21 protein-coding genes and 1 tRNA gene are annotated in these 21,747 nt (G+C 71.7%); 13 read left to right on the forward strand and 9 right to left on the reverse strand.

All coding sequences use genetic code 11. From position 1 onward, the window contains the following. Positions 1-103: 103 nt before the first annotated feature. Together OG379_RS25720 and OG379_RS25725 are read left to right on the forward strand one after the other, a co-directional pair. The gene (locus OG379_RS25720; RefSeq protein ID WP_405665372.1) at positions 104-2,161 is read left to right on the forward strand and encodes a sel1 repeat family protein; all 2,058 of its coding nucleotides are present in this window, start codon (positions 104-106) and stop codon (positions 2,159-2,161) included. Positions 2,162-2,254: 93 nt separating this feature from the next. Beyond that, positions 2,255-2,328: transfer RNA gene (locus OG379_RS25725), tRNA-Met, on the forward strand. 96 nt (positions 2,329-2,424) lie between these two features. On the opposite strand, the gene OG379_RS25730 is transcribed toward OG379_RS25725, so the two are convergent. After that, positions 2,425-2,844: a Fur family transcriptional regulator gene (locus OG379_RS25730; protein ID WP_362933548.1), complete on the reverse strand. Its 420-nt coding sequence runs from the start codon at positions 2,842-2,844 to the stop codon at positions 2,425-2,427. 178 nt (positions 2,845-3,022) lie between these two features. Between OG379_RS25730 and OG379_RS25735 the strand changes: the two genes are divergently transcribed. After that, the gene (locus tag OG379_RS25735) at positions 3,023-4,474 is read left to right on the forward strand and encodes a catalase (RefSeq protein ID WP_405665373.1); all 1,452 of its coding nucleotides are present in this window, start codon (positions 3,023-3,025) and stop codon (positions 4,472-4,474) included. Between the two features lie 91 nt (positions 4,475-4,565). On the opposite strand, the gene OG379_RS25740 is transcribed toward OG379_RS25735, so the two are convergent. Together OG379_RS25740 and hisN are read right to left on the reverse strand one after the other, a co-directional pair. Continuing rightward, a complete protein-coding gene (locus OG379_RS25740) occupies positions 4,566-4,967 on the reverse strand; it encodes a cyclic nucleotide-binding/CBS domain-containing protein (RefSeq protein ID WP_393763404.1) in 402 nt (133 codons plus the stop codon). A gap of 166 nt (positions 4,968-5,133) precedes the next feature. Then, positions 5,134-5,934, reverse strand: a complete 801-nt coding sequence (gene hisN / locus OG379_RS25745; RefSeq protein ID WP_393763406.1) for a histidinol-phosphatase — start codon at positions 5,932-5,934, stop codon at positions 5,134-5,136. 153 nt (positions 5,935-6,087) lie between these two features. Here hisN and OG379_RS25750 point away from each other — a divergent pair, with 153 nt between their 5' ends. Further along, the gene (locus OG379_RS25750; RefSeq protein ID WP_405665374.1) at positions 6,088-6,660 is read left to right on the forward strand and encodes a TetR/AcrR family transcriptional regulator; all 573 of its coding nucleotides are present in this window, start codon (positions 6,088-6,090) and stop codon (positions 6,658-6,660) included. Here the strand turns inward: OG379_RS25750 and OG379_RS25755 are convergent. The 4 genes from OG379_RS25755 to OG379_RS25770 form a co-directional block, all read right to left on the reverse strand. Continuing rightward, positions 6,617-6,940: a multidrug efflux SMR transporter gene (locus tag OG379_RS25755; protein ID WP_104788939.1), complete on the reverse strand. Its 324-nt coding sequence runs from the start codon at positions 6,938-6,940 to the stop codon at positions 6,617-6,619. The two genes, OG379_RS25750 and OG379_RS25755, sit on opposite strands and share 44 nt — an antisense overlap. Before the next feature lie 105 nt (positions 6,941-7,045). After that, positions 7,046-8,062: a ribosome small subunit-dependent GTPase A gene (gene rsgA / locus OG379_RS25760; protein ID WP_393763412.1), complete on the reverse strand. Its 1,017-nt coding sequence runs from the start codon at positions 8,060-8,062 to the stop codon at positions 7,046-7,048. 4 nt (positions 8,063-8,066) lie between these two features. After that, positions 8,067-9,446, reverse strand: coding sequence for a 3-phosphoshikimate 1-carboxyvinyltransferase (gene aroA, locus OG379_RS25765; RefSeq protein WP_393763414.1), 1,380 nt, complete (start codon positions 9,444-9,446; stop codon positions 8,067-8,069). Between the two features lie 117 nt (positions 9,447-9,563). Next, positions 9,564-10,277, reverse strand: a complete 714-nt coding sequence (locus tag OG379_RS25770) for a M50 family metallopeptidase (protein ID WP_405665375.1) — start codon at positions 10,275-10,277, stop codon at positions 9,564-9,566. Positions 10,278-10,352: 75 nt separating this feature from the next. Here OG379_RS25770 and OG379_RS25775 point away from each other — a divergent pair, with 75 nt between their 5' ends. The 9 genes from OG379_RS25775 (at position 10,353) to OG379_RS25815 (ending at position 18,634) form a co-directional block, all read left to right on the forward strand. Further along, a complete protein-coding gene (locus tag OG379_RS25775; protein ID WP_405665376.1) occupies positions 10,353-11,168 on the forward strand; it encodes an SOS response-associated peptidase in 816 nt (271 codons plus the stop codon). 9 nt (positions 11,169-11,177) lie between these two features. After that, positions 11,178-11,840, forward strand: a complete 663-nt coding sequence (locus tag OG379_RS25780; protein ID WP_405665377.1) for an alpha/beta family hydrolase — start codon at positions 11,178-11,180, stop codon at positions 11,838-11,840. Positions 11,841-12,145: 305 nt separating this feature from the next. Further along, positions 12,146-12,802 carry a sigma-70 family RNA polymerase sigma factor gene (locus tag OG379_RS25785; RefSeq protein ID WP_187281824.1) on the forward strand — a complete coding sequence of 219 codons (657 nt, stop codon included), beginning with the start codon at positions 12,146-12,148 and terminating at the stop codon, positions 12,800-12,802. Next, positions 12,799-13,113, forward strand: coding sequence for a mycothiol system anti-sigma-R factor (gene rsrA / locus OG379_RS25790; RefSeq protein ID WP_393763422.1), 315 nt, complete (start codon positions 12,799-12,801; stop codon positions 13,111-13,113). The genes OG379_RS25785 and rsrA overlap by 4 nt, the downstream gene beginning before the upstream one ends. A gap of 140 nt (positions 13,114-13,253) precedes the next feature. After that, the gene (locus OG379_RS25795) at positions 13,254-14,642 is read left to right on the forward strand and encodes an HD-GYP domain-containing protein (RefSeq protein ID WP_405665379.1); all 1,389 of its coding nucleotides are present in this window, start codon (positions 13,254-13,256) and stop codon (positions 14,640-14,642) included. Next, the gene (locus tag OG379_RS25800) at positions 14,639-15,886 is read left to right on the forward strand and encodes an HD-GYP domain-containing protein (protein ID WP_405665381.1); all 1,248 of its coding nucleotides are present in this window, start codon (positions 14,639-14,641) and stop codon (positions 15,884-15,886) included. Before OG379_RS25795 ends, OG379_RS25800 begins: the two co-directional genes overlap by 4 nt. A gap of 90 nt (positions 15,887-15,976) precedes the next feature. Beyond that, positions 15,977-16,969, forward strand: coding sequence for a tetratricopeptide repeat protein (locus tag OG379_RS25805; protein ID WP_393763428.1), 993 nt, complete (start codon positions 15,977-15,979; stop codon positions 16,967-16,969). Positions 16,970-17,050: 81 nt separating this feature from the next. After that, entirely contained in the window at positions 17,051-17,689 is a 639-nt protein-coding gene (def, locus tag OG379_RS25810; RefSeq protein WP_356716796.1) for a peptide deformylase, read from the forward strand. Between the two features lie 207 nt (positions 17,690-17,896). After that, positions 17,897-18,634, forward strand: a complete 738-nt coding sequence (locus tag OG379_RS25815) for a D-Ala-D-Ala carboxypeptidase family metallohydrolase (protein WP_401618782.1) — start codon at positions 17,897-17,899, stop codon at positions 18,632-18,634. Between the two features lie 92 nt (positions 18,635-18,726). On the opposite strand, the gene OG379_RS25820 is transcribed toward OG379_RS25815, so the two are convergent. Next, complete coding sequence (locus tag OG379_RS25820) at positions 18,727-20,643, reverse strand: family 20 glycosylhydrolase (RefSeq protein WP_405665383.1); 1,917 nt, start codon at positions 20,641-20,643, stop codon at positions 18,727-18,729. A gap of 92 nt (positions 20,644-20,735) precedes the next feature. Then, positions 20,736-21,710: a GlxA family transcriptional regulator gene (locus OG379_RS25825; RefSeq protein WP_405665385.1), complete on the reverse strand. Its 975-nt coding sequence runs from the start codon at positions 21,708-21,710 to the stop codon at positions 20,736-20,738. Positions 21,711-21,747 lie beyond the last annotated feature (37 nt).

Raw genomic sequence — 21,747 nt, forward strand, 5'->3', positions numbered from 1 at the left:
AGTCGTGTTTCACTTGTCTCTCTGTGGGCATGTCGACAAAACGCCGAAGTGACTTCACTGGCCGCGGTATACCAGGTGTACGCGGGTAGCAGGTGGTGCGACGATGGTATTTATGGGGGACAGGGCAACTCTGTTGGAGACAGGGCGGTTTGTGCAGCGACGCGGCCGGACGAGGGAAAGCACCGCAGATGCGGCATTCGCCGCTGCCCTGGCCGGGACCGCTGACATCGCCGACGGCGTCCGCGAGGACGCCGCCTTCACCGTGGACACCACCGGCACGGCCGATGCCGTCGAGAGCGCCGAGGCGGCCGGGGGCGCGGACACCACCGGGAGCGCGGACACCGGGGACGGCACGGATCACGCCGACGAGACCGAGGCCCGGCACCGGCGCGCCGCAGAGGCCGGCGACACGGCGTCGATGAGCGTCCTGGGCGCTCTCCTGCTGCGCCGTGGTGACCTGGACGGCGCCGAGGTCCACCTGCGTGCGGCTACCGCCGAGGGCGACCGGGCCGCGGCCAACAACCTCGGCGTGCTCCTGCACCAGAGGGGATACGCCGACGAGGCGGCAGGGTGGTGGCGCATCGCCGCCGTCGCCGGCTCCGCCGCCGCGGCGCACGCCCTCGGACGCCACTTCCGGGAGCGCGGGGACGAGCCCGCCGCCGAGTACTGGCTGTGCCAGTCCGCCGAACAGGGCCACGCACTGGGCGCGTACGCGCTGGCCGACCTGCTCGAGCACCGCGGTGACGCCGGGGCCGAGCGCTGGCTGCGCGCCGCCGCGGAGCAGGGGCACAGGGAGGCCGCGTACCGCCTGGCGCGGACGATCGAGCGCAACGCCGTCGGCGACGCCCACGACGCCTTCGGCCTGGGCCGTGTCGTGGGCGACGGCCGCAGGGGGCTGGACGCAGGTGCGCCGGTGAAGCCGGACAGCCCCGTCGCGGGCCCCGACTCGGGACGCGTCGGCGAGGCCGAGCAGTGGTACCGCCAGGCCGCGGCGCGTGGCCACCGTCGTGCCGCCCTGCACCTCGGCTCCATCCTCGAGCAGCGCGGCGAGCTGAAGGAGGCCGGCCGCTGGTACCTCACCGCCGCCAAGGACGGCGAGCCCCGTGCGGCCTGTGCCCTCGGTTTCCTGCTGCGTGACGCGGGCGACGAGGAGAGCGCGGCCGTGTGGTGGCTGCGGGCTGCTCAGGGCGGCGACGGAAACGCCGCCAATGCCCTGGGCGCCCTGCACGCGGCCAGGGGCGAGCAGCAGACCGCGGAGCGCTGGTACCGCGCCGCCATGGACGCCGGGGACGTCAACGGCGCGTACAACCTCGGGCTGCTCTGCGCCGCCCAGGACCGGATCCCGCAGGCCGAGCAGTGGTACCGCCGGGCCGCCTATGCCGGGCACCGGGAGGCCGCGAACGCGCTGGCCGTGCTGCTGCTCCAGGCCGGGGACGCGACCGGGGCCGAGCCCTGGTTCTCCAAGGCTGCGGAGGCCGGCAGCGTGGACGCCGCGTTCAACCTCGGCATCCTGCACGCCGGACGGGACGAGGACCGCACGGCGCTCGGCTGGTACCAGCGGGCGGCGGCGGCCGGGCACACCGATGCCGCGCTCCAGGTGGGCATGGCCCTGCTGCGTGACGGCGACGAGCGGCAGGCGGAGCGCCATCTGCGCTGCGCCGCGGGCGGTGGGAGCGCCGAGGCCGCCTTCCGGCTGGCCGGCGTCCTCGACCTGCGCCAGCCGGCACCGGGGCCTCCCGGGCTCGGGGAGCAGATGCCGGAGAAGACCGAGTGCGAGGAGTGGTACGAGAGGGCGGCCGAGCAGGGCCACCGCCGTGCCCAGGTCAGGGCCGGGATGCTCGCGGCCGCGCGCGGTGACATGGCTAGTGCCGCGCGCTGGTACCGCGAGGCCGCCGAGTCGGGCAGCCGCAACGGTGCCTTCAACCTCGGGCTGCTGCTCGCGCGTGAGGGCAGTGAGCGCGAGGCGGCCCTGTGGTGGAGCCGTGCCGCCAACGACGGGCACGGCCGCGCGGCACTGCGTCTCGCGCTGCTCGCCGCCCGCCGCGGCGAGCTGACCGAGGGGCAGCGCTGGTGTGCCCGGGCGGTCGAGCTGGGGCCGGCGGAGGTGGCCGAGCGGGCGGCGCGTCTGCTGGAGGCGCTGCACCAGGAGCTCACCGCGTGACGCCGGGGCCGGCCGGCTCGTGGGGCGCACGGGTGTCCGGCGAATGAATTTGCTCCGGCCGGTGTGGGTGCCGTAGTGTTGCACTCACAACGGCGCGGGGTGGAGCAGCTCGGTAGCTCGCTGGGCTCATAACCCAGAGGTCGCAGGTTCAAATCCTGTCCCCGCTACTGAAGAACGAGGCCCGGATCCTTCCAAGGATCCGGGCCTCGTTCGTATGCCTGTGCAAAGGCCGCCGCGGCGAAGCTCCGCCGGGCGCCGGGGGCTCAGGCCGTGGCGGAGCAGTTCGGACAGATGCCGCGGTAGGTCACCTCGACGTCCGAGACGGTGAAGCCGAAGCGCTCGTCGTCAGGCAGGTCGGCCAGCGGGTTGCCGGACGGGTGTACGTCCCGGATCGCGCCGCAGCGCCCGCACACCAGGTGGTGGTGGGGGCGGTGGGCGTTGGGGTCGTACCGCTTCGCCCGGCGGTCGGTGGTGACCTCGATGACCTCTCCGAGGGACACCATCTCGCCCAGCGTGTTGTACACGGTGGCACGGGAGATCTCGGGGAGCCGGTCGACGGCCTTCGCGTGGACCTCGTCCGCCGTCAGATGTACATGGTCCCCCTCGAGAACCTCGGCCACCACGCGCCGCTGTGCCGTCATGCGCCAGCCGCGTCCACGAAGTCGTTCCAGGAGGTCACTCATGGAGCCCAGCGTAACAGTGGAAGGGCCCGAGTCCCGAGTAGGTGTGACTTTAGATCCTTGCTTAACTTGGACTAAGTCCATTGTAGGATCATTTACGTACTGGCCAAGGACAGGCTGCGGCCGAGAAACACGCTGTGCAGGGAACGACGCTGTGCAGGACATGACGCAGGAGGCGCGCGTGACTCAGGGACCGCTCACCACGGAGGCCGGCGCTCCGGTGGCCGACAACCAGAACAGTGAGACCGCCGGCCCGGGCGGACCGGTTCTCGTCCAGGACCAGGCGCTTCTCGAGAAGCTCGCCCACTTCAACCGCGAGCGCATCCCGGAGCGCGTGGTGCACGCCCGCGGGGCCGGCGCGTACGGCACGTTCACGCTGACCCGGGACGTCTCGCAGTGGACCCGGGCGAAGTTCCTCTCGGAGGTCGGCAAGCAGACCGAGACCTTCCTGCGCTTCTCCACCGTGGCGGGCAACCTCGGCTCCGCCGACGCGGCACGCGACCCCCGCGGCTGGGCGCTGAAGTTCTACACCGAAGAGGGCAACTACGACCTCGTCGGCAACAACACCCCGGTGTTCTTCATCAGGGACGCCATCAAGTTCCCCGACTTCATCCACACCCAGAAGCGCGACCCCTACACCGGCTCGCAGGAGGCGGACAACGTCTGGGACTTCTGGGGTCTGTCGCCCGAGTCCACGCACCAGGTGACCTGGCTCTTCGGTGACCGCGGCATCCCCGCCTCGTACCGTCACATGGACGGCTTCGGCTCGCACACGTTCCAGTGGAACAACGAGGCCGGCGAGGTCTTCTGGGTCAAGTACCACTTCAAGACCGACCAGGGGATCAAGAACCTCACCACCGAGGAGGCCGTCCGCCTCTCCGGCGTGGACCCGGACAGCCACCAGCGCGACCTGCGCGAGTCCATCGAGCGCGGTGACTTCCCGTCCTGGACGGTGCAGGTCCAGATCATGCCGGCGGCGGAGGCGGCCACGTACCGCTTCAACCCGTTCGACCTGACCAAGGTCTGGCCGCACGCCGACTATCCGCCGATCGAGATCGGCAAGCTGGAGCTCAACCGCAACCCGGAGAACGTCTTCGCCGAGGTCGAGCAGTCGATCTTCAGCCCGGCGCACTTCGTGCCCGGCATCGGTCCGTCCCCCGACAAGATGCTCCAGGGCCGTCTCTTCGCATACGGCGACGCGCACCGCTACCGCGTCGGCATCAACGCCGACCACCTGCCGGTGAACCGCCCGCACGCCACCGAGGCGCGCACCAACAGCCGTGACGGCTACCTGTACGACGGCCGGCACAAGGGCGCGAAGAACTACGAGCCCAACAGCTTCGGCGGCCCCGCCCAGACGGACCGACCGCTCTGGCAGCCCGTCCCCGTCACCGGCGGCACGGGCAACCACGAGACGCCGCTCCACGCGGAGGACGACGACTTCGTACAGGCCGGCAACCTCTACCGGCTGCTGTCCGAGGACGAGAAGGTCCGGCTGATCGACAACCTCGCCGGCTTCATATCCAAGGTCTCGCGCGACGACATCGCCGAGCGCGCGATCGGCAACTTCCGTCAGGCCGACGGAGACTTCGGCAAGCGGCTCGAGGCCGCGGTCCAGGCCCTGCGCGGCTGACACGGGGCGCTTGCCGTAGGTGGTGGGCCGGATTCCCGGGAGGTGCTCCCGGGGGTCCGGCCCACTGTCGTCCGCGGGCCGGGGGTGCCGGTCAGAGGGCCATTTCGGCCCGGGGTCGCCGGGCCGGCGCCCAGCACCTGATGATGTCGCGCACCGAGACGATGCCGACGGGGCCGTCGCCGTCCAGCACGATCAGATGCCGGAAGCCGCCGTGCGTCATGGCCTCGGCGGCCTCCTCGAGGGTCCAGGCGGGAGAGGCGAAGACCACGTCGGTGGTGGTGTGGGTGGACGCGGTCTCGACATCGGGATCCAGTCCGGCGCCGACGGCGTCGAGGATGTCGCGCTCGGTGATGATGCCGAGACCGCAGGTGTCGGGGTCGTGGACGACAGCCGCTCCGATACGGCGGGCCGACATCAGCCGGGCCGCCTGCCGGAGCGTGTGGGCCGGGCCGATGGTGAGGACCAGGGTGGTCATGGCGTCGCGGACAAGCATGCGGGGAGCCACCTCCTTGAGTGAGCGATCCTGCGAAGCGGTCTTCGTGAGCCGATTCACAAGTTCACAAGTGGGGGGACTCTCAGAGTCGCACCCAGGAGGAGACTCAACAAGGGGGGCGCCCGCCGGGGATTGCGGGACGTGCCTCAGCAGCCCTCGGCGGCGTTCAGTAGCGCTGGTTGAGATAGCCCAGCAGCTCGTGGTGGAGCAGGCCGTTGGACGCCGCGGCGTTGCCGCCGCCCGGGCCGGAGACCCCGTCCAGGCTGGTGAACTGTCCGCCCGCCTCCTGGACGATGATCGCGTTCGCCGCCATGTCCCACAGCGAGAGCTCCGGCTCCGCGCAGATGTCCACCGAACCCTCGGCGACCATCATGTACGGCCAGAAGTCCCCGTACCCGCGCGTGCGCCAGACGGCCCGCGTCAGATCCATGAAGCCGTCCAGGCGGCCCTGCTCCTCCCAGCCGGTCATCGAGGCGTAGGCGAACGAGGAGTCCGCGATCCGCTCGACCTTCGACACGTGCAGCCGGGTCGCGGACGTCAGGCTCCGGCCGGAGAACGCGCCGGCGCCCTTCGCCGCCCACCAGCGGCGGTTCAGCGCGGGAGCCGACACCACACCGACCACGGGCTGGAAGCCGTCCTCGCCCGCCTCCATCAAGGAGATCAGCGTCGCCCAGACGGGGACACCCCGTACGTAGTTCTTCGTGCCGTCGATCGGGTCGACGACCCAGCGCCGCGGACCGGTGCCCTCGATCCCGTACTCCTCGCCGAGGATCGCGTCACGCGGGCGCGCCCGGTGCAGGTGCCCGCGGATCAGCTCCTCCGCGTGTTTGTCGGCCTCACTCACCGGGGTCATGTCCGGCTTCGTCTCGACCTTGAGGTCCAGAGCCTTGAACCGGTCCATCGTCGCCGCGTCGGCGGCGTCCGCCAGTACGTGGGCCAGGCGCAGATCATCGTGGTAGTCGGGCATGCCGTCACAGTATCCACAGCCACCCACCCGGGCTACACGGCCCCGTGCGGGACGGCCGCCCCGCACGGGGCCGTGCCCGCCGTGCGCGGGCCCTTGACAGTGCCACCGGGCGCCTCGACTCTGATGCGCAGGTCCCCGGCGTGGGAGGCGACGATGCCATCGGCGCGAGAAGCACTGCTGGACTCCGCACACTCGGCGCTCTCCACCCTTCCCTGGACGGCCGTGCGCATGGTCGACGTGGCGGCCCGGGCAGGGGTCTCCCGGCAGACCCTCTACAACGAGTTCGGCAGCAAGGGCGGCCTGGCCCGCGCGCTGGTCCGGCGGGCGGCCGACGGCTATCTGGCCGGCGTGGAGCAGGCGCTCGGCTCCGCCCGCGCCCGCGGGGAGGGGCCCGCGGAACTCGCTCGCTGGACGGTCCGGGCGGCTCGCGCGAACGTCCTGGTCAAGGCTCTCCTCACGGGCGTCTGGGGGGAGCACTTACCCGGACCGGGGGACCCGCCTGTCGGCAGGGGCACCGACGCGGTACCGCCCACGGCCACCGAGCTGCTCACGCTCGTCCGGGACCGGGCCGTGGCCGCGCTGGAGGGAGGTCCTTCGCCGCGCGACCCGGCGGAGCTGGAGCTGAGCTGCGAGATCGCGCTGCGGCTCGCCGTCTCCTACGCGCTGGTGCCGGCGCCGGCGCTCAGTGCGCGGAACCGGACAGCTGCAGACCGATCACACCGATGATCACCAGCGAGATCGACACCAGCTTGAGGGCCGAGACCACGTCGTCGAGGAAGACCATCCCGTAGATCGCGGTCCCCGCCGCTCCGATACCCGTCCACACCGCGTACGCCGGGCCGACGTCGAGCTTCTTGAGGGCCAGCGTCAGCAGGCCGAAGCTGCCGAGGGCGAACGCGCAGAACGCGATCGTCGGCCAGAGCCGGGTGAATCCGTGCGAAAGCTTCAGGCACACGGCGAAGCCGGTCTCGAGCAGTCCAGCGACCACGACCAGCAACCACGCCATCGTCAGGTGCCTCCCACGTAGGTGATGCTTCGTCTCGCTTGCGCGATTATGCCCTTACCAACCGTGTGAGGCCGCAAACGTGCGCGAGTCGGGCGGCGCCGCGGCTCAGTCGCCCTCGCGCCGCTCGCGGGTCGCCAGCAGCCTTCGCAGCGAGTCGAGCCGTGCCGGGTCGGCGTGCCCCTCGGCGACCCACGCGTCCAGGGCGCACTCCGGCTCGTGGCTGTCGTGGGTGCAGCCGCGCGGGCAGTTCTCCGTGCCCGGCTGAAGATCGGGGAAGGCGTTGATCACCCGGGAGGGGTCGACGTGGTGCAACCCGAAAGACCGTACGCCCGGGGTGTCGACCACCCAGCCGCGGCCGTCCGGCAGCGGCAGGGCGAGCGCCGACGTGGTGGTGTGCCTGCCGCGCCCCGTGACGGCGTTGACCACTCCGGTGGTCCGCCGCCGGTCCTTCGGCACCAGTGCGTTGACGAGCGTGGTCTTGCCGACCCCGGAGTGACCGACGAAGGCGGTCACCCGGTCGTTCAGCAGCTCCCGCACGTGCTCGGCGGCGTCCCCGTTCTCCAGCTCCTCGCGGCTGGTCACGACGTACGGGACACCCAGCGGGGTGTACGCCTCCAGGAGCTTGTCAGCCGAGGCGAGGTCGGACTTGGTCAGCACCAGGAGCGGAGTGAGCCCGCCGTCGTAGGCCGCCACCAGGCAGCGGTCGATCATGCGCGGGCGGGGCTCCGGGTCGGCGAGCGCGGTGACGATCGCCAGCTGGTCGGCGTTGGCGACGACCACTCTCTCGAACGGGTCGTCGTCGTCCGCCGTGCGGCGGAGCACCGACGTGCGCGCACCGATCCGCACGATGCGCGCCAGGGTGTCCTTGGCCCCGGAGAGGTCACCCACCAGGGAGACCCGGTCGCCCACCACGGCGGCCTTGCGGCCCAGTTCGCGGGCCTTCATGGCCGTCACCGTACGGTCCTCGACCAGACAGGTGAGCCTGCCCCGGTCCACGGTGAGGACCATGCCGTCCTGGGCGTCCTCGTGCTTGGGGCGTGTGTGTGTACGGGGCCGGTTGCCCTTGGGGTTGGGGCGGACGCGGATGTCGTCCTCGTCGGGGTTCTTCCCGTAGCGGCGCATGTCCTCAGACCCCGCGCCCGCCGGCCGGGGCGCCGAGCGCCCCGGACGAGACGCCGACGGCGCCGGAGGGTTCCCCGAGCATGCCGGTCCACATGTCCGGGAAGTCCGGCAGCGTCTTGGCCGTCGTGGCGACGTTCTCGATCTCCACCCCGGCGACGGCGAGGCCGATGATCGCGCCGGCGGTCGCCATGCGGTGGTCGTCGTACGTGTGGAAGGTGCCGCCGTGCAGCGGGCGGGGTTCGATCCGCAGGCCGTCGGCCGTCTCCGTGACGTCGCCGCCGAGTGCGTTGATCTCCTTGGTGAGCGCCGCCAGCCGGTCCGTCTCGTGCAGCCGCAGGTGGGCCACGCCGCTCAGGGTGGACGGGGAGTCCGCGAGGGCGGCGAGGGCCGCGATGCCCGGGGTCAGTTCGCCGACCTCACCCAGGTCGACGTCGATGCCGTGGACCGAGCCCGAGCCCGTGAAGGTCAGGCCACGCTCGGTCAGCTCGCATGCGCCACCCATTGCGGTGAAGATCTCGCGCAGCGCGTCACCCGGCTGGGTGGTCCGCAGCGGCCAGTCGGGGATGGTGACCCGGCCTCCGGTCACCAGTGCGGCGGCCAGGAAGGGCTGGGCGTTGGAGAGGTCGGGCTCGACGGTCAGGTCGCGGCCCAGCAGCGCGGAGGGAGAGACCCGCCAGACATTCGGCTCGCCGCCCGACTCCGGCTCGTCGACCTGGGCGCCGACCGAGCGCAGCATGTCGACGGTCATCCGGATGTGGGGCATCGAGGGCAGCGCCGAGCCCGTGTGCCGCACTTCCACGCCCTGGTTGAACCGGGGTGCGGACAGCAGTAGCGCGGAGACGAACTGGGAGGAGGAGGAGGCGTCGATGGACACCGGTCCGCCGTCCAGCGCGCCCGCCCCGTGCACGGTCAGCGGCAGCGTCCCCCGGCCGTCGTCGTCGATCCGGGCTCCCAGGGACTTCAGCGCGCCGATCACGCCGTGCAGCGGGCGCTCGTACGACCGAGGGTCCCCGTCGAAGTGGACCGGGCCGTCCGCGAGGCAGGCCACGGGCGGCAGGAAACGCATCACCGTTCCCGCGTTGCCGACGTCCACCCGCGCCGGGCCGTGCAGACCGGCGGGGATGACCCGCCAGGCCTCGCCCGAGCCGTCCGGGCCCACGCCCTCCTCGATGCCGACACCCATCGCGCGGAGAGCCTGCGCCATCAGGAGGGTGTCACGGGAGCGCAGCGGGCGCCGCAGCCAGCCCGGCTCGGAGGAGAGGGAGGCGAGGACGAGGGCGCGATTGGTGACCGACTTCGATCCGGGCACGGTGACGGTCGCGTCGACAGCCCCGGTCGCTCGAGGGGCGGGCCAGAGGGCAGGGTGCACGGAACTTTCGGTCATGCCCCTCACTTTAGTGGCTCAGCGCAATCCCAGATCCTGAACAAAAGGGAAGAAACCGGGGCGTAATACAAGGGTGGTACAGGCGGGTTCCCGACCGCGACACCCGGTCAGGCGTCCTCACAGCCCGAGGAGCCAGCGTCCGCCGCCGATCAGCGAGCAGAGCGACACGGCGTGGAAGAGGAAGAGCCAGATCGCGGCCGGCGCGTGCGTGAGCCGGGCGAGCTGGTCGGCATCGGAGTCGGGGGCGCCGCCGTACCTGCGCTTGGACTGCAGCTCGAACGCCGGGCGCACGCCGCCGAGCAGCAGGAACCAGACCACGGTGTACGCGAAGGCCGACTGGACGTCGGCCGAGGTCAGCCAGGACACCAGCAGGAAGGTCGTACCCGTGAGGATGACCGTCAGCGCCCCGTACAGATTGCGGATCATCACCAGCATCACCGCCAGCAGCGCCGTCGCCAGCCACAGGAGCAGGGTGATCCGGCCGTTGGTCAGCAGCCAGGCGCCGCCGAGGCCGAGGAGCGGTGGCGCCGTGTAGCCGGCCGCCGCGGTGAGGATCATGCCGATGCCGGTGGGCTTGCCGCGGCTGACGGTGAGGCCGCTGGTGTCCGAGTGCAGCCGGATGCCGGACAGCTGGCGCCCGGTGAGCAGGGCGACCAGGCCGTGCCCTCCCTCGTGCGCGATGGTGATCGCGTTGCGTGAGAGCCGCCATATGAGGTTCGGAACCACCGCGACGAGCGCCGCCGTGGCCGTGACGATCACCAGCCACTGCTCGGGCGCGGGCTGGGTTCCGAAGACGCGATCCCACAGATCGCCGAGGTCGGTGCTGTCCATGGTGAGGGCGGCTCCTTGAGGTGCTCGAGGGAATCGGCATCCACTCGACTGGCGGGTCGTGGCAGTCTGGCACTTATGTGCGGACGGTATGCAGCGAGCCGGCGGCCGGAAGATCTGGCCGGGCTCTTCGGCGTGGAGAAGTGGGAACCCACGGAGACCTTGGAGCCCGACTGGAACGTCGCGCCGACCAAGGAGGTCTACGCGGTTCTGGACCGTCCTGTTAAGGACGCGGACGATCAGCGGCCGGTTCGCCAGCTGCGCACCCTGAAATGGGGACTCGTGCCGTCCTGGTCGAAGTCGCCGGAAGGCGGCGCCCGCATGATCAACGCCCGCGCGGAGACCGTCCACGAGAAGCCGTCCTTCCGCCGCCCCTTCGTGTCGAGGCGCTGCATCCTGCCCGCCGACGGCTACTACGAGTGGGTCACGGGTGCGGACGAGCGCCGGCTGGAGGAGAAGGGCACGAAGAAGCGGCCCCGCAAGCAGCCGTACTTCGTGACGCCCGCCGACGGCTCCGTCTTCGCCATGGCGGGCCTGTACGAGTTCTGGCGCGACCGGACACTCCCCGACGACCACCCGGGGGCCTGGTGGGTGACCTGCTCGGTGATCACCACCGAGGCCGAGACGGCCCCGCTCGCCGTCGCCCCCGCCGAGGGACCCTCGTCGCTCTCCGACATCCACCCCCGGATGCCGCTGATGCTGACCCCTGACCGCTGGGACGACTGGCTCGACCCCTCGCACACCGGCATCGAGGAGCTGAAGGCGCTGCTGGAGCCGCCGCCCGGCGGGCTGATGCGGGCCTACCCGGTGGCCACCGCAGTCAGCAACGTCCGCAACAACGGCCCGGAACTCCTGGAGGAGCTGGCCGCGCCGGAGGAGAGCACGCTCTTCTGACCCGGCAGGATGGGGGCTGTGAGCCGTACTACAGCGACAGAGCGGAAGACCGAGAGCGTCACCACGGACGCCGGTGAGGCTAGGATCACATGGCTCCCCGCCAAGAGGGCCCGCCTGGTGCTCGCCGTCAGCCATGGTGCCGGAGGCGGCATCGAGGCCCGCGACCTCCAGACACTGGCCGCCGTGCTGCCGGGCCGCCGGGTGACCGTGGCCCTGGTGGAGCAGCCCTGGCGGGTGGCCGGGAAGAAGCTGGCGCCCGCCCCCCGGACCCTGGACACCGGCTGGCGGGGCCTGTGGCCGGCTCTGAAGGCCCCGGGGCTGCCCGTCGTCTCCGGGGGACGCAGCGCGGGGGCCCGGGTCGCCTGCCGTACGGCGGCGGAGCTCGGCGCCCGCGCGGTCCTCGCCCTGAGCTTCCCGCTGCACCCGCCGGGCAAGCCGGAGAGGTCCCGCGCGGACGAGCTGCTCGGCGCGGGCGTCCCCACCCTCGTGGTGCAGGGCGGCCGTGACCCCTTCGGACGGCCGGAGGAGTTTCCTCCCGGGGAGCACGGTCTCGTCGAGGTGCCGTACGCGGATCATGGCTTCGCCGTGCCGAAGAAGGCCCCGCTGACCCAGGATCAGGCGATGGACGACCTCGCCGGCGCGGTTGCCGAGTGGCTCGACGGGCTCTCCTGACGACGTCGTTCCCCTCACACTCCCGGCGCGCGCCCTCCCCCTGGGAATGCGCCGTGAGGGGCGGCTGTTGTGGCTGGTGTCGGTACAGCAACGTCGTACGTGGAGAGGGAGTCCGTCGCATGGGTTCGACCATCTGCCCGAGCCGCTCGAACGCCGCAGAACTGGAGTGGACGGTGCTTCACGCGGCCAAGAGCACTCCGGCGCGCGCCCCGGGCGGAGCCGATCGACAGCCCGCGCAGAAGCAAGGTCGACTATTCTCCGATGCGAGCGGGTCCGGTTTCGGCTCCGCCACATCGTTGGAGGAGGTGGGTCCGGTCACTGGGACCGACACAGGGACCGACGACGGCCGTGCGCAGGAGACGACTGCCGAGCGCAACGCGCGCTTCGAGCGGGACGCCCTCGGATATCTGGACCAGATGTACTCGGCCGCCCTGCGCATGACGCGCAACCCTGCGGATGCCGAGGATCTGGTGCAGGAGACGTACGCGAAGGCGTACGGCTCCTTCCATCAGTTCCGTGAGGGCACGAACCTCAAGGCGTGGATGTACCGCATTCTCACCAACACCTTCATCAACTCGTACCGCAAGAAGCAGCGCGAACCCCAGCGGAGCGCCGCCGAGGAGATCGAGGACTGGCAGCTGGCGCGTGCGGAGTCGCACATGTCCACAGGTCTGCGTTCGGCGGAGTCCCAGGCGCTCGACCACCTGCCGGACTCCGACGTGAAGTCCGCGCTGCAGTCGATCCCCGAAGAGTTCCGCATCGCCGTGTATCTCGCCGATGTAGAGGGCTTTGCCTACAAGGAGATCGCGGACATCATGGGGACACCCATCGGTACGGTCATGTCCCGGCTGCACCGGGGACGCCGTCAGCTGCGCGGCATGCTGGAGGACTACGCGCGTGAGCGCGGGCTCGTCCCGGCCGGAGCCGGTGAGTCGGACGACACGAAAGGCTCGGCCTCATGAGCTGCGGAGAGCCGCACGAGACGGACTGCTCAGAGGTTCTCGATCATCTCTACGAGTTTCTCGACCATGAGATGCCCGAGGGCGACTGCACCAAGTTCGAGGTGCACTTCGAGGAGTGCTCCCCGTGCCTGGAGAAGTACGGCCTGGAGCAGGCCGTGAAGAAGCTGGTCAAGCGCTGCTGCGGACAGGACGACGTCCCGGCCGACCTGCGCTCGAAGGTGATGGGACGGATCGACCTGATCCGTTCCGGGCACGCCGTGCCCGAGCAGGACGTGTCCGTGGGCGCCGACCGTCCGGCCACCGCCGAGTGACGGCTCTCCGCAGGCGCGCCGCGCGCTGAACCCCGGTCGTGTCACCCGAATGTGCTAATCCGGCCCGTTCGGGCCCCGCCCGAACCCCAACTCGCTAGCCTGGCGCCTCCATTGAGCAGGCTGGGGGGCGGGCGGTTCGGGTGAGGGGCACACCGGGGGCGGCACGCGTCCACATCCTGTGCGCGGCGGTCGGCGCAGTGATCTGCGCCCTTCCCGCGCTGTCCCCGGGGGCCGCCACGCCCTGGGGGACCCTCGCGCTCCTCGCCGCGCTCTACCTGGCCTGTGAACTTCCGGGCCGCTGCCCCTTTTTCGGCAGCTCCGTGCCGATCGGTGCCGGATCGTTCTTTCCCCTGCTGCTCGCCGCGGCGTTTCTGCTGCCTCCGTCCGCCGCCGCGCTCGTCGCCGTACCCGGCGCGCTCGCGGGCCGGGTGGAGCGACCGCCCGCCACGGCCCGCCGTGTCTGGCGGGCCGCCCAACTCGTGCTGACCGTGGGGGCCGCTTCATGGGCGTACGCGCGTCTGGGCGGCCCCGCCACGCTCGGCGGGGCCTCGGGAGGTGCCGCGCCCGATCTTCCGTACGCCCTCCTCCCGGCCTGTGCGGCGGCTCTCGTCTTCAGTCTGGTGCTGGCCGCGCTGGACGGCTCGATCCTCGTCACGGCCGAGCGCGTGGCCGTCAGGCACGCCTGGCGCGGACTGCCGGCCCGCTCCGTGGGGCCGCATCTGGTGCACGCGCTCGCGGGGCTGATGATGGCCGTCCTGTGGCACAGCTCCTACGGTCCGCTGTCCGCGCTGGTCGTCCTGCTGCCGATGTACATCTCCTGCTGGGTCTTCGCGCAGTACCACCGCCAGCACGCCGCTCACCGCGCCACCATCAGGGCGCTCGTCCAGGCCGTCGACATCAAGGACGGCTACACCCGAGGACACAGCGAGCGGGTCGGCCGCGCCTCCGAGCTGATCGCCCGCGAACTGGGCATGGAGGAGGACCGGATGGAAGCGCTCCGCTTCGCCGGCATCCTGCACGACGTCGGCAAGCTCGGCGTCCCCACCCGGGTCCTGCGCAAGGACGGGCCGCTCACCCCGGAGGAGCGCCGTGTCATCGAGCTGCACCCGGAGTACGGCCACGAGATCGTCCGGGGCATCGGCTTCCTGGACGAGGCGCGCGCCGCGATCCTGCACCACCACGAGCGGCTCGACGGCAGCGGCTATCCGTACGGCCTCGCCGGGGACAGGATTCCCGAGTTCGCCCGGGTCGTCGCCGTCGCGGACGCCTTCGACGCGATGACCTCGACGCGCTCCTACCGGCGCGGGCGTCCCGTCCCCGCGGCCGTGGAGGAGCTGCGGCGCTGCGCGGGGAGCCAGTTCGACCCGCGCATGGTCCGTGCGCTGGCGCGCGCCCTGGAGCGCCACGGCTGGTCCGCGGCGGCCAACACGGTCACCTCGGAGGAGGAGCCGGCCGGGCTGCCGCGGCAGCGGGCGGGGGCCCGGCCGCCCGCCACGGGATCGCCGGACCTGCCCGGGCAGACCCGGTGACCCCGCTCCACCCGTCGCCGGCCGTACTCACGGTCCGTGGCGCCGCACTGGTCCTCGCGGCCTTCGCGCTCGGGCACACCCTGTGGAACGGCGTCGTCGAGCCCGGCCACGCCCTCGCCTTCGGAGTCCTGGTCACCGTGGGTGAGCTGGCCCGCTGGGGCGCCCTGCCCGGTGAGCGGGAGCCCGCGCCGCTAGGGGCGGCCGGGGCACTGGCGTACGCGCTGCTCGGGCGCAGCGCGGGACAGGAGACGGCGCACGGCGTGCTCCAGGTGGTCACCGTCGTGGTGGCGGCGCAGCTGCTCGCCTCCGTGCCCCACATGGCGCGGGGCAGCGGCCCGGGGCCCGACCAGGCGGCCCGCCGTGTGCTGGCCGCGGCCTTCGCCGCCGTGTGCTTCCAGCCGCTCCACCACGCGGGCCTGTCGGAACGCTGGTTCGGCGAGGGGCCGTACTTCGCCCTCTTCCTGCTCGTGCTGCTGGTGCTCACCGCCCTCTGCGACGCCGTCCTCGCGGCTCTCACGGCCGGGACCTCCCGTCCGTACGGGCCGCAGCTCCGCGACGAACTCCGCGCGCTCAGCGGTATCGGTTCCGCGGTCTGCGCGACCGGTGCCGTGATGGCGCTCGGGGTCGCCGTCGCGGGGCTGTGGGCCCTGCCCGTCCTGTGCGTACCGCTGCTGCTCACCCAGGTCTCCTTCCGCAGGTACGCCGCGGTCCGTACGACGTACCGGCAGACCATCGCGTCGCTGGCCCGGTCCACGGAGATCGCGGGCTACACCCCGCACGGCCACGCCCGCAGGGTGGCCGGGCTCTCGACGGCCGTCGGGCGTGAGCTCGGGCTCACCGGCCCCGAGCTGACCGTGCTGGAGTACGCGGCGCTGATGCACGACATCGGGCAGCTCTCGCTGGTCGACCCGGTGGCGGACGGGGCCACGGCCGTTCTCCCGGCCGCCGAGCAGCGCAGGATCGCACTGCTCGGCGGGGCGGTGGTCCGTCAGACCGGTGTGGACCCCGCGGTCGCCGTGGTGGTGGAACAGCAGGCGGATCCTTACCGGGAACAGCAGACCTCCGCGCGGATCGTCCGTGCGGTCAACGCGTACGACGACCTGTGCGGGGAAGGCGTCAAGGGGTCCCTGCGGGCCCTGGAGCAGCTCAGGCTCGGCACCGGCCGCGACTACCAGCCGCAGGTGGTGGAAGCACTGGCCAGAGTCCTGGCGCGGGGCGGTCCGGCCCCGGTCGGGGCCGGGTAACCCATGGGTAATGAGCGAGCGTCCGGCCGGGCATGGTTGGATGCGAAGAGAGCGGAAAACGAGGGTGTCCAGTCGGGACAGGCGGGAATCGTGAGGATCTTCGGGAAGGTACGGCATCGGCCGTCCGCCTCTTGGCGGCAGGCCACGGACCGCGCGTTCACGCTGATCGGCGACGGCCGGTACGAGGACGCGGGGGCGCTGCTGACGCGCGCGGCGGACCTGGAGCCCTGGCTCTCCGAGTCCTGGTTCAATCTGGCGCTGCTGCACAAGTTCCGGCACGACTGGGAACAGGCGAGGGCCGCGGGCCTGCGCGCCGTCGCCCTGCTCGACCGGGAGTCCGGGGCCCCGGACTGGTGGAACGTCGGGATCGCGGCCACCGCGCTGCAGGACTGGCCGCTGGCGCGCCGGGCCTGGCAGGCCTACGGGCTGCGGGTGCCGGGCAGCGGTCAGCACAACGCGGCGGCCAACAGTGAGCCCACGGGCATGGAGCTGGGCAGCGCCGCCGTGCGGCTCTCGCCCGAGGGTGAGGCCGAAGTCGTCTGGGGCCGCAGGCTGGACCCGGCACGGCTGGAGGTGCTGTCGATCCCGCTGCCGTCCTCGGGACGGCGCTGGGGCGAGGTCGTCCTGCACGACGGTGTGCCGAACGGTGAGCGGATCACGGCGGCCGGTCCCTCGTACCCGGTCTTCGACGAGATCGAGCTGTGGGCTCCCTCACCCGTCCCCACCTGGGTGGTCCTCCTGGAGGCCGCCACCGAGGCCGACCGGGACGCGCTGGAGAAGCTCGCCTCGGACGCCGGATTCGCCGCGGAGGACTGGTCGTCCTCCGTGCGGCTGCTCTGCCGCGCGTGTTCGGAGAGCCGGATGGAGAGCGACGAGGGCGACGGCGAACACCTGGATCCGCACGACCACAGTGAGCCGGGCCACCCCGGGCCCTTGGGCCACCGCACCGCCGGTGACCTGTGGGTGCCGGAGCGTGAGTGCGGCATAGCGGCCCCGGCCGGGCTGGTGCGCGGCCTGCTGGACGGCTGGGTGGCGGACAGCCCGGACAGCCGCGAGTGGCGGGATCTGGAAGAAGTCTGCTGATTCGTGCCCGTAGGCTGTACGGGCACCGATTCAGGTGCGGGTACTCACGGGTTCAGGGTTGCAGGAAGGCGAACGGCGGACATGTCGCAGCAGGAGACGGACGAGCAGACCGGTGTGGACGACGAGGGATTCCTCGTGGACACCGAGGACTGCGAGGCGCGCGAGGCGGCGCACCGAGAGCGCGGCACGTCCCGCCCCATCACGGTGGTCGGTAACCCGGTTCTGCACAAGGAGTGCGCCGACGTCACGGAGTTCGACGACGAGCTGGCGCGGCTGATCGACGACATGTTCGCCAGCCAGCGGACGGCGCAGGGCGTGGGCCTCGCGGCGAACCAGATCGGCGTGGACCGCAAGGTCTTCGTCTACGACTGCCCGGACGACGACGGGGTCCGCCACGTCGGCGCGATCTGCAACCCGGTGCTGGAGGATCTCGCCCCGGAGCAGCGCAACCTCGACGACTCCAGCGAGGGCTGCCTCTCCGTGCCCACGGCGTACGCCGCGCTCGCGCGCCCCGACTACGCGGTCGTGCGCGGTCAGGACGCCCAGGGCAACGCGGTGAAGGTCCGGGGGAGCGGCTACTTCGCGCGCTGCCTCCAGCACGAGACGGACCACCTGTACGGCTACCTCTACATCGACCGGCTCTCGAAGCGGGACCGCAAGGCGGCGCTGAAGGAGATGGCCGAGGGCACCCCGCGCTACGAGGTCGTCCCGAACGACTGATTTCCCTCGCTGCACGGAGGAGGGCCCCGCCGCAGGTGGGGCCCTCCTCCGTGTCCGGAGGTGCGGGCGGACGAAGGGGCTTCGTGCGGGCGGACGAAGGGCATCCGTCAACCAGCGTTCCCCGTCGCGTAGTTGACGCGCGTCGACCCGTCCGCCAGGCTCGTCCCCACGCCACGCCTCTACGCCTCACCGTGCAGGGAGACCCCCATGCTCAGACGTACCGCACATCTGCTGCTCGGCCTTGTCATGACCATGGCCTTCGCCATCGGCGGAGCCGTCGTCACCGCGGGCACCGCGCAGGCCGACGGCTGTTTCACCTGGACCCGCACCCTGTCGTCCGGCGCCACCGGCAACGACGTCACCCAGCTCCAGATCCGGGTGGCCGGTTATCCGGGATACAACTCCGTGCTCGCCATCGACGGCTCCTACGGCCCCGCCACCACGGCCGCGGTCAAGCGCTTCCAGTCCGCGTACGGCCTCGCCGCGGACGGGGTCGCCGGGCCGGCCACGCAGAACAAGCTCTACGCGCTCCAGGACGACGACTGCACCCCCGTCAACTTCACCTACCCCGAGCTCAACACGTGCAACAGCACCTGGGCGGGCGGTGCGGTCGCCGCGGGAACGGCCAAGGCCAACGCCCTGAGCAGCATGTGGAAGCTGCAGGCCCTTCGGCACGCGCTGGGCGACCAGCCCCTCCGGGTCACCAGCGGCTTCAGGTCCACCTCCTGCAACTCGGCGGTCGGCGGAGCAACGAACAGCCGTCATCTGTACGGTGACGCCGTCGACCTCGGTTCCGGGCCGCACTCGCTGTGCACCATCGCCCAGCAGGCCCGTAACCACGGCTTCAACGGGATCCTCGGCCCGGGCTACGCCGGGCACAGCGACCACATCCACGTGAACCAGGGGCCGAGCCACTTCTGGTCCGCCTCGCAGTGCGGCATCTGAGCGTACGTACGCGGTGACCGCGCCTCGCGCGGCGAGCCCCGTCCGGGATGTGCGTCCGGACGGGGCTCCGTCGTGACAGAAAAGCGGGGACGTCAGGCGTTGCGAGCCCGCAAGGACGTCCCCCGCAGCGTCTGGACCGCGGCGCCGTCGGACGCCCGCTCCGCGAGCCTCAGCTGCGAGACGGCGTTACGCAGGATCAGCGACCCAGGTGCGGAGTCCAGCTGCCAGCGCTGGGTGCGTGCGGTCGCCGAGCAGGTCCCGAGCGAGAGCTCCGCCCCCACCTCCAGCGGTGCGCCCAGGTACTTCTTGCCGCGCGTGGCGTCCAGGCACAGGCCGTTCCCCGTGGAGCGGACCGTGTAGTAGCCGTCGTCGGTCGCCGTCAGCGTCCAGGCGGCGTCGCTGCCCCTGGCCAGCCCGGCTCCGCCGTCCGCCGCCGGGGCCAGCGACTCGGCGCCCGCGGTCAGCCGGTAGGTACCGTCGGGGAGCGGGGTGCGGTCGGTGTTCGACCAGCCGGGGGCGTGGCCCGCCTTCCGCGCCAGGGCTTCGAAACCGGCGTACGTCTCGCTGGGCTTCGGGCCGCCCCAGGTGGCCTGGGCGATGAAGCGCAACGGCATGAAGGCCTTCTCCTCGACCTCGTTCTCCGTTTCGGCGGACGCGGTGTCCGGCCACAGGCTGATCTTGGCTCCGGTGAGGTTGTCGGCGCCGGCGGGCAGTGTCTGCCCCTCGAAGCGCAGAGGCGTCCAGTCGCTCTCGTACAGCTTCCGGGTCTGCATGGTGTAACCGCCGCGCACCAGGTAGAGCGCATAGGCGGAGTTCATGACCGGGCGGCCCTCGGCGAGCAGGGCGGACGGCTGCTGGATGGCGCCGCCGCCGAGCCAGTGCTCGACGGTGATGTCACGGTCCAGCGGGACGACGGTGTTCCCGCCCAGCAGCCCGTCGTTCCAGATGCGCAGCGACCGGCCGTCGGCCTTCACATGTGCGTTGACCTGGTTGATGAAGTCGACGAACAGGTCGTCGGGGGTGGCGCCCTCACCGAACTTCGCGACCGCCGCGGACCCCAGCTGCGGATAGTCGGGGTAGGAGGAGCCGAGCATGTACTCGTCCGCGCCCATGTGCCAGACGTCGCCGCCCCACACGTCGAGCGCCTCGTCGACCAGGGAGGTGTAGTACTCCAGGGCCTCGGGCCGGGAGATGTCGAGTCTGGGCGGGGAGGCGGCACCGGACCTGTCCTTGAGCTGGAGCTCGGGGTGGTTCTCCAGGTAGGTGTCCATGTGGCCGGGGGAGTTGATCTCCGGGATCAGTTCGATGTGGTACTTCTTCGCCATCGCGACCAGGGTGCGGACCTGGTCCTTGGTGTAGTAGCCCCAGAACGCCGACTCCGGGTCGACGTCGCTCCTCACCTTGGCCTCGATCCAGAGCTGGTTGAGCTTCTGGGACGCCATGTCCTTCATCAGCCGCTCGAACCACGGGACGGAGACGTTGATGTAGCAGGCGCAGACACCGACCCCGCGCTCCCGGTAGGCGGGCACGTCGGTCGCCGAGCCCCGGGTGGCGCGGCCGTCGTCGTCGATCAGCTGGAGGACGGTCCGGGTTCCGTAGAACACACCGGTCGAGGTCGCGCCCGTGACGGTGACCTGGTCGCCCACCACCAGCCGGTATCCCTCCGGGCCCAGTTCGTCCTTCAGGGACGGGTCCTGGCGGAGCACGATGTCGCCGCGACGGTCCGCACCGGCGACGACCGGTGGCCGGGCCGCCAGCTCACCCGCGAAGCGGCGGGCGTCGGCGGCCGTGCGGGCGTCGGTTCTGCCCTGCGTGACGACCCGGGCCCGGTCCGTGAGGGTGAACTCCCCCTCCCCGCCCTGCCAGTCGCGCAGGGTGGGCAGCACCTGGGGCGGAGGAGCTGCGACCGGGCCCTCCTCGGCCACCGCGTCCTGCCAGGGCAGCAGGGCGGCGGCGAGCGCGGCCACCGCCGCCACAGCGGTCCTTCGTCCTGCCTTGTGTATGTCCATGCGCCAGACCATCGTCCGCCGGCCGGGCGGCAGTCCATGGACGGGCCAGGGCGGTGCTTGGACAATCGGCCGGACGCCGGATCACGTACGCATCAGGCGACTTCCGGCATCAGGGTCGGGCCGCGGAAGGTGCGGCGGTAGGCGTTGGGGGTGGTGCCCAGCGAACGCACGAACTGGTGGCGCAGAGCCGCCGCGTTCCCGAATCCGGTCTGTCCCGCGATCGTGTCCATGGTCTCGTCCGAGGTCTCCAGCAGGTGCTGTGCCAGCAGCACGCGCTGCCGGAGCAGCCAGCGGTACGGCGTGGTGCCTGTCTCCTGCTGGAAGCGGCGGGCGAAGGTCCGCGGTGACATGTGGGTCTGGGCGGCCAGCTGTTCGACGGTCATCTCCTGGTCGAGATGGCCCTCCATCCAGGCGAGCGTCTCGCCGACCGTGTCGCACCGGGTGCGGGGGAGCGGACGCTTGATGTACTGCGCCTGGCCGCCGTCCCGGTGCGGGGGGACCACCATGCGGCGGGCGACGGCGTTCGCGACGGCCGGCCCGTGTGCCTGGCGGACCAGGTGCAGTGCGGCGTCGATCCCCGCGGCCGTACCCGCCGACGTGATGACCGGGCCCTCGTCCACGTAGAGCACGTCCGGCTCCACACGGGCCTTCGGGAAGCGGCGGGCCAGTTCCTCGGCGTGCCGCCAGTGGGTGGTGCAGCGGCGGCCGTCCAGCAGCCCGGCCGCGCCGAGGACGTAGGCGCCGGAGCAGACGCTCAGCACCCGCGCACCGCGCTCCACGGCCCGGCGCAGGGCGTCCAGGACCTCCTCGGGGTAGGTCCGCTCCACGAAGCGGGTCCCCGCCGGTACGGCGATGAGGTCGGCCTCCTCCAGGCGGTCCAGGCCGTAAGGGGTGCTGATGGTGAACCCGGCGTGCGTCCGCAGCACCGGACCCTCGGCCGACACGACCGCGAAGTCATGGACCGGCAGCCCCTCGTCCGAGCGGTCGAGTCCGAACACCTCGCACAGGACGCCGAGTTCGAAAGGGTTGACCTCGTCGAGCAACAGGGCGGCGACATTCTTCAGCATGACGACAGTGTGGCAGCATTTCGATGGTGTGTGACAG

This window comes from Streptomyces sp. NBC_01166, assembly GCF_045039765.1.
GTDB lineage: Bacteria > Actinomycetota > Actinomycetes > Streptomycetales > Streptomycetaceae > Streptomyces.

Excerpts from the sequence above, each read along its gene's own strand:
- OG379_RS25720 (WP_405665372.1), top strand. The coding sequence starts at position 104 with ATGGTATTTATGGGGGACAGGGCAACTCTGTTGGAGACAGGGCGGTTT.
- OG379_RS25730 (WP_362933548.1), bottom strand. The coding sequence starts at position 2,844 with ATGAGTGACCTCCTGGAACGACTTCGTGGACGCGGCTGGCGCATGACG.
- OG379_RS25740 (WP_393763404.1), bottom strand. The coding sequence starts at position 4,967 with ATGCTTGTCCGCGACGCCATGACCACCCTGGTCCTCACCATCGGCCCG.
- hisN (WP_393763406.1), bottom strand. The coding sequence starts at position 5,934 with ATGCCCGACTACCACGATGATCTGCGCCTGGCCCACGTACTGGCGGAC.
- OG379_RS25750 (WP_405665374.1), top strand. The coding sequence starts at position 6,088 with ATGCCATCGGCGCGAGAAGCACTGCTGGACTCCGCACACTCGGCGCTC.
- OG379_RS25755 (WP_104788939.1), bottom strand. The coding sequence starts at position 6,940 with ATGGCGTGGTTGCTGGTCGTGGTCGCTGGACTGCTCGAGACCGGCTTC.
- rsgA (WP_393763412.1), bottom strand. The coding sequence starts at position 8,062 with ATGCGCCGCTACGGGAAGAACCCCGACGAGGACGACATCCGCGTCCGC.
- aroA (WP_393763414.1), bottom strand. The coding sequence starts at position 9,446 with ATGACCGAAAGTTCCGTGCACCCTGCCCTCTGGCCCGCCCCTCGAGCG.
- OG379_RS25770 (WP_405665375.1), bottom strand. The coding sequence starts at position 10,277 with ATGGACAGCACCGACCTCGGCGATCTGTGGGATCGCGTCTTCGGAACC.
- OG379_RS25775 (WP_405665376.1), top strand. The coding sequence starts at position 10,353 with ATGTGCGGACGGTATGCAGCGAGCCGGCGGCCGGAAGATCTGGCCGGG.
- OG379_RS25780 (WP_405665377.1), top strand. The coding sequence starts at position 11,178 with ATGGGGGCTGTGAGCCGTACTACAGCGACAGAGCGGAAGACCGAGAGC.
- rsrA (WP_393763422.1), top strand. The coding sequence starts at position 12,799 with ATGAGCTGCGGAGAGCCGCACGAGACGGACTGCTCAGAGGTTCTCGAT.
- def (WP_356716796.1), top strand. The coding sequence starts at position 17,051 with ATGTCGCAGCAGGAGACGGACGAGCAGACCGGTGTGGACGACGAGGGA.
- OG379_RS25815 (WP_401618782.1), top strand. The coding sequence starts at position 17,897 with ATGCTCAGACGTACCGCACATCTGCTGCTCGGCCTTGTCATGACCATG.
- OG379_RS25820 (WP_405665383.1), bottom strand. The coding sequence starts at position 20,643 with ATGGACATACACAAGGCAGGACGAAGGACCGCTGTGGCGGCGGTGGCC.
- OG379_RS25825 (WP_405665385.1), bottom strand. The coding sequence starts at position 21,710 with ATGCTGAAGAATGTCGCCGCCCTGTTGCTCGACGAGGTCAACCCTTTC.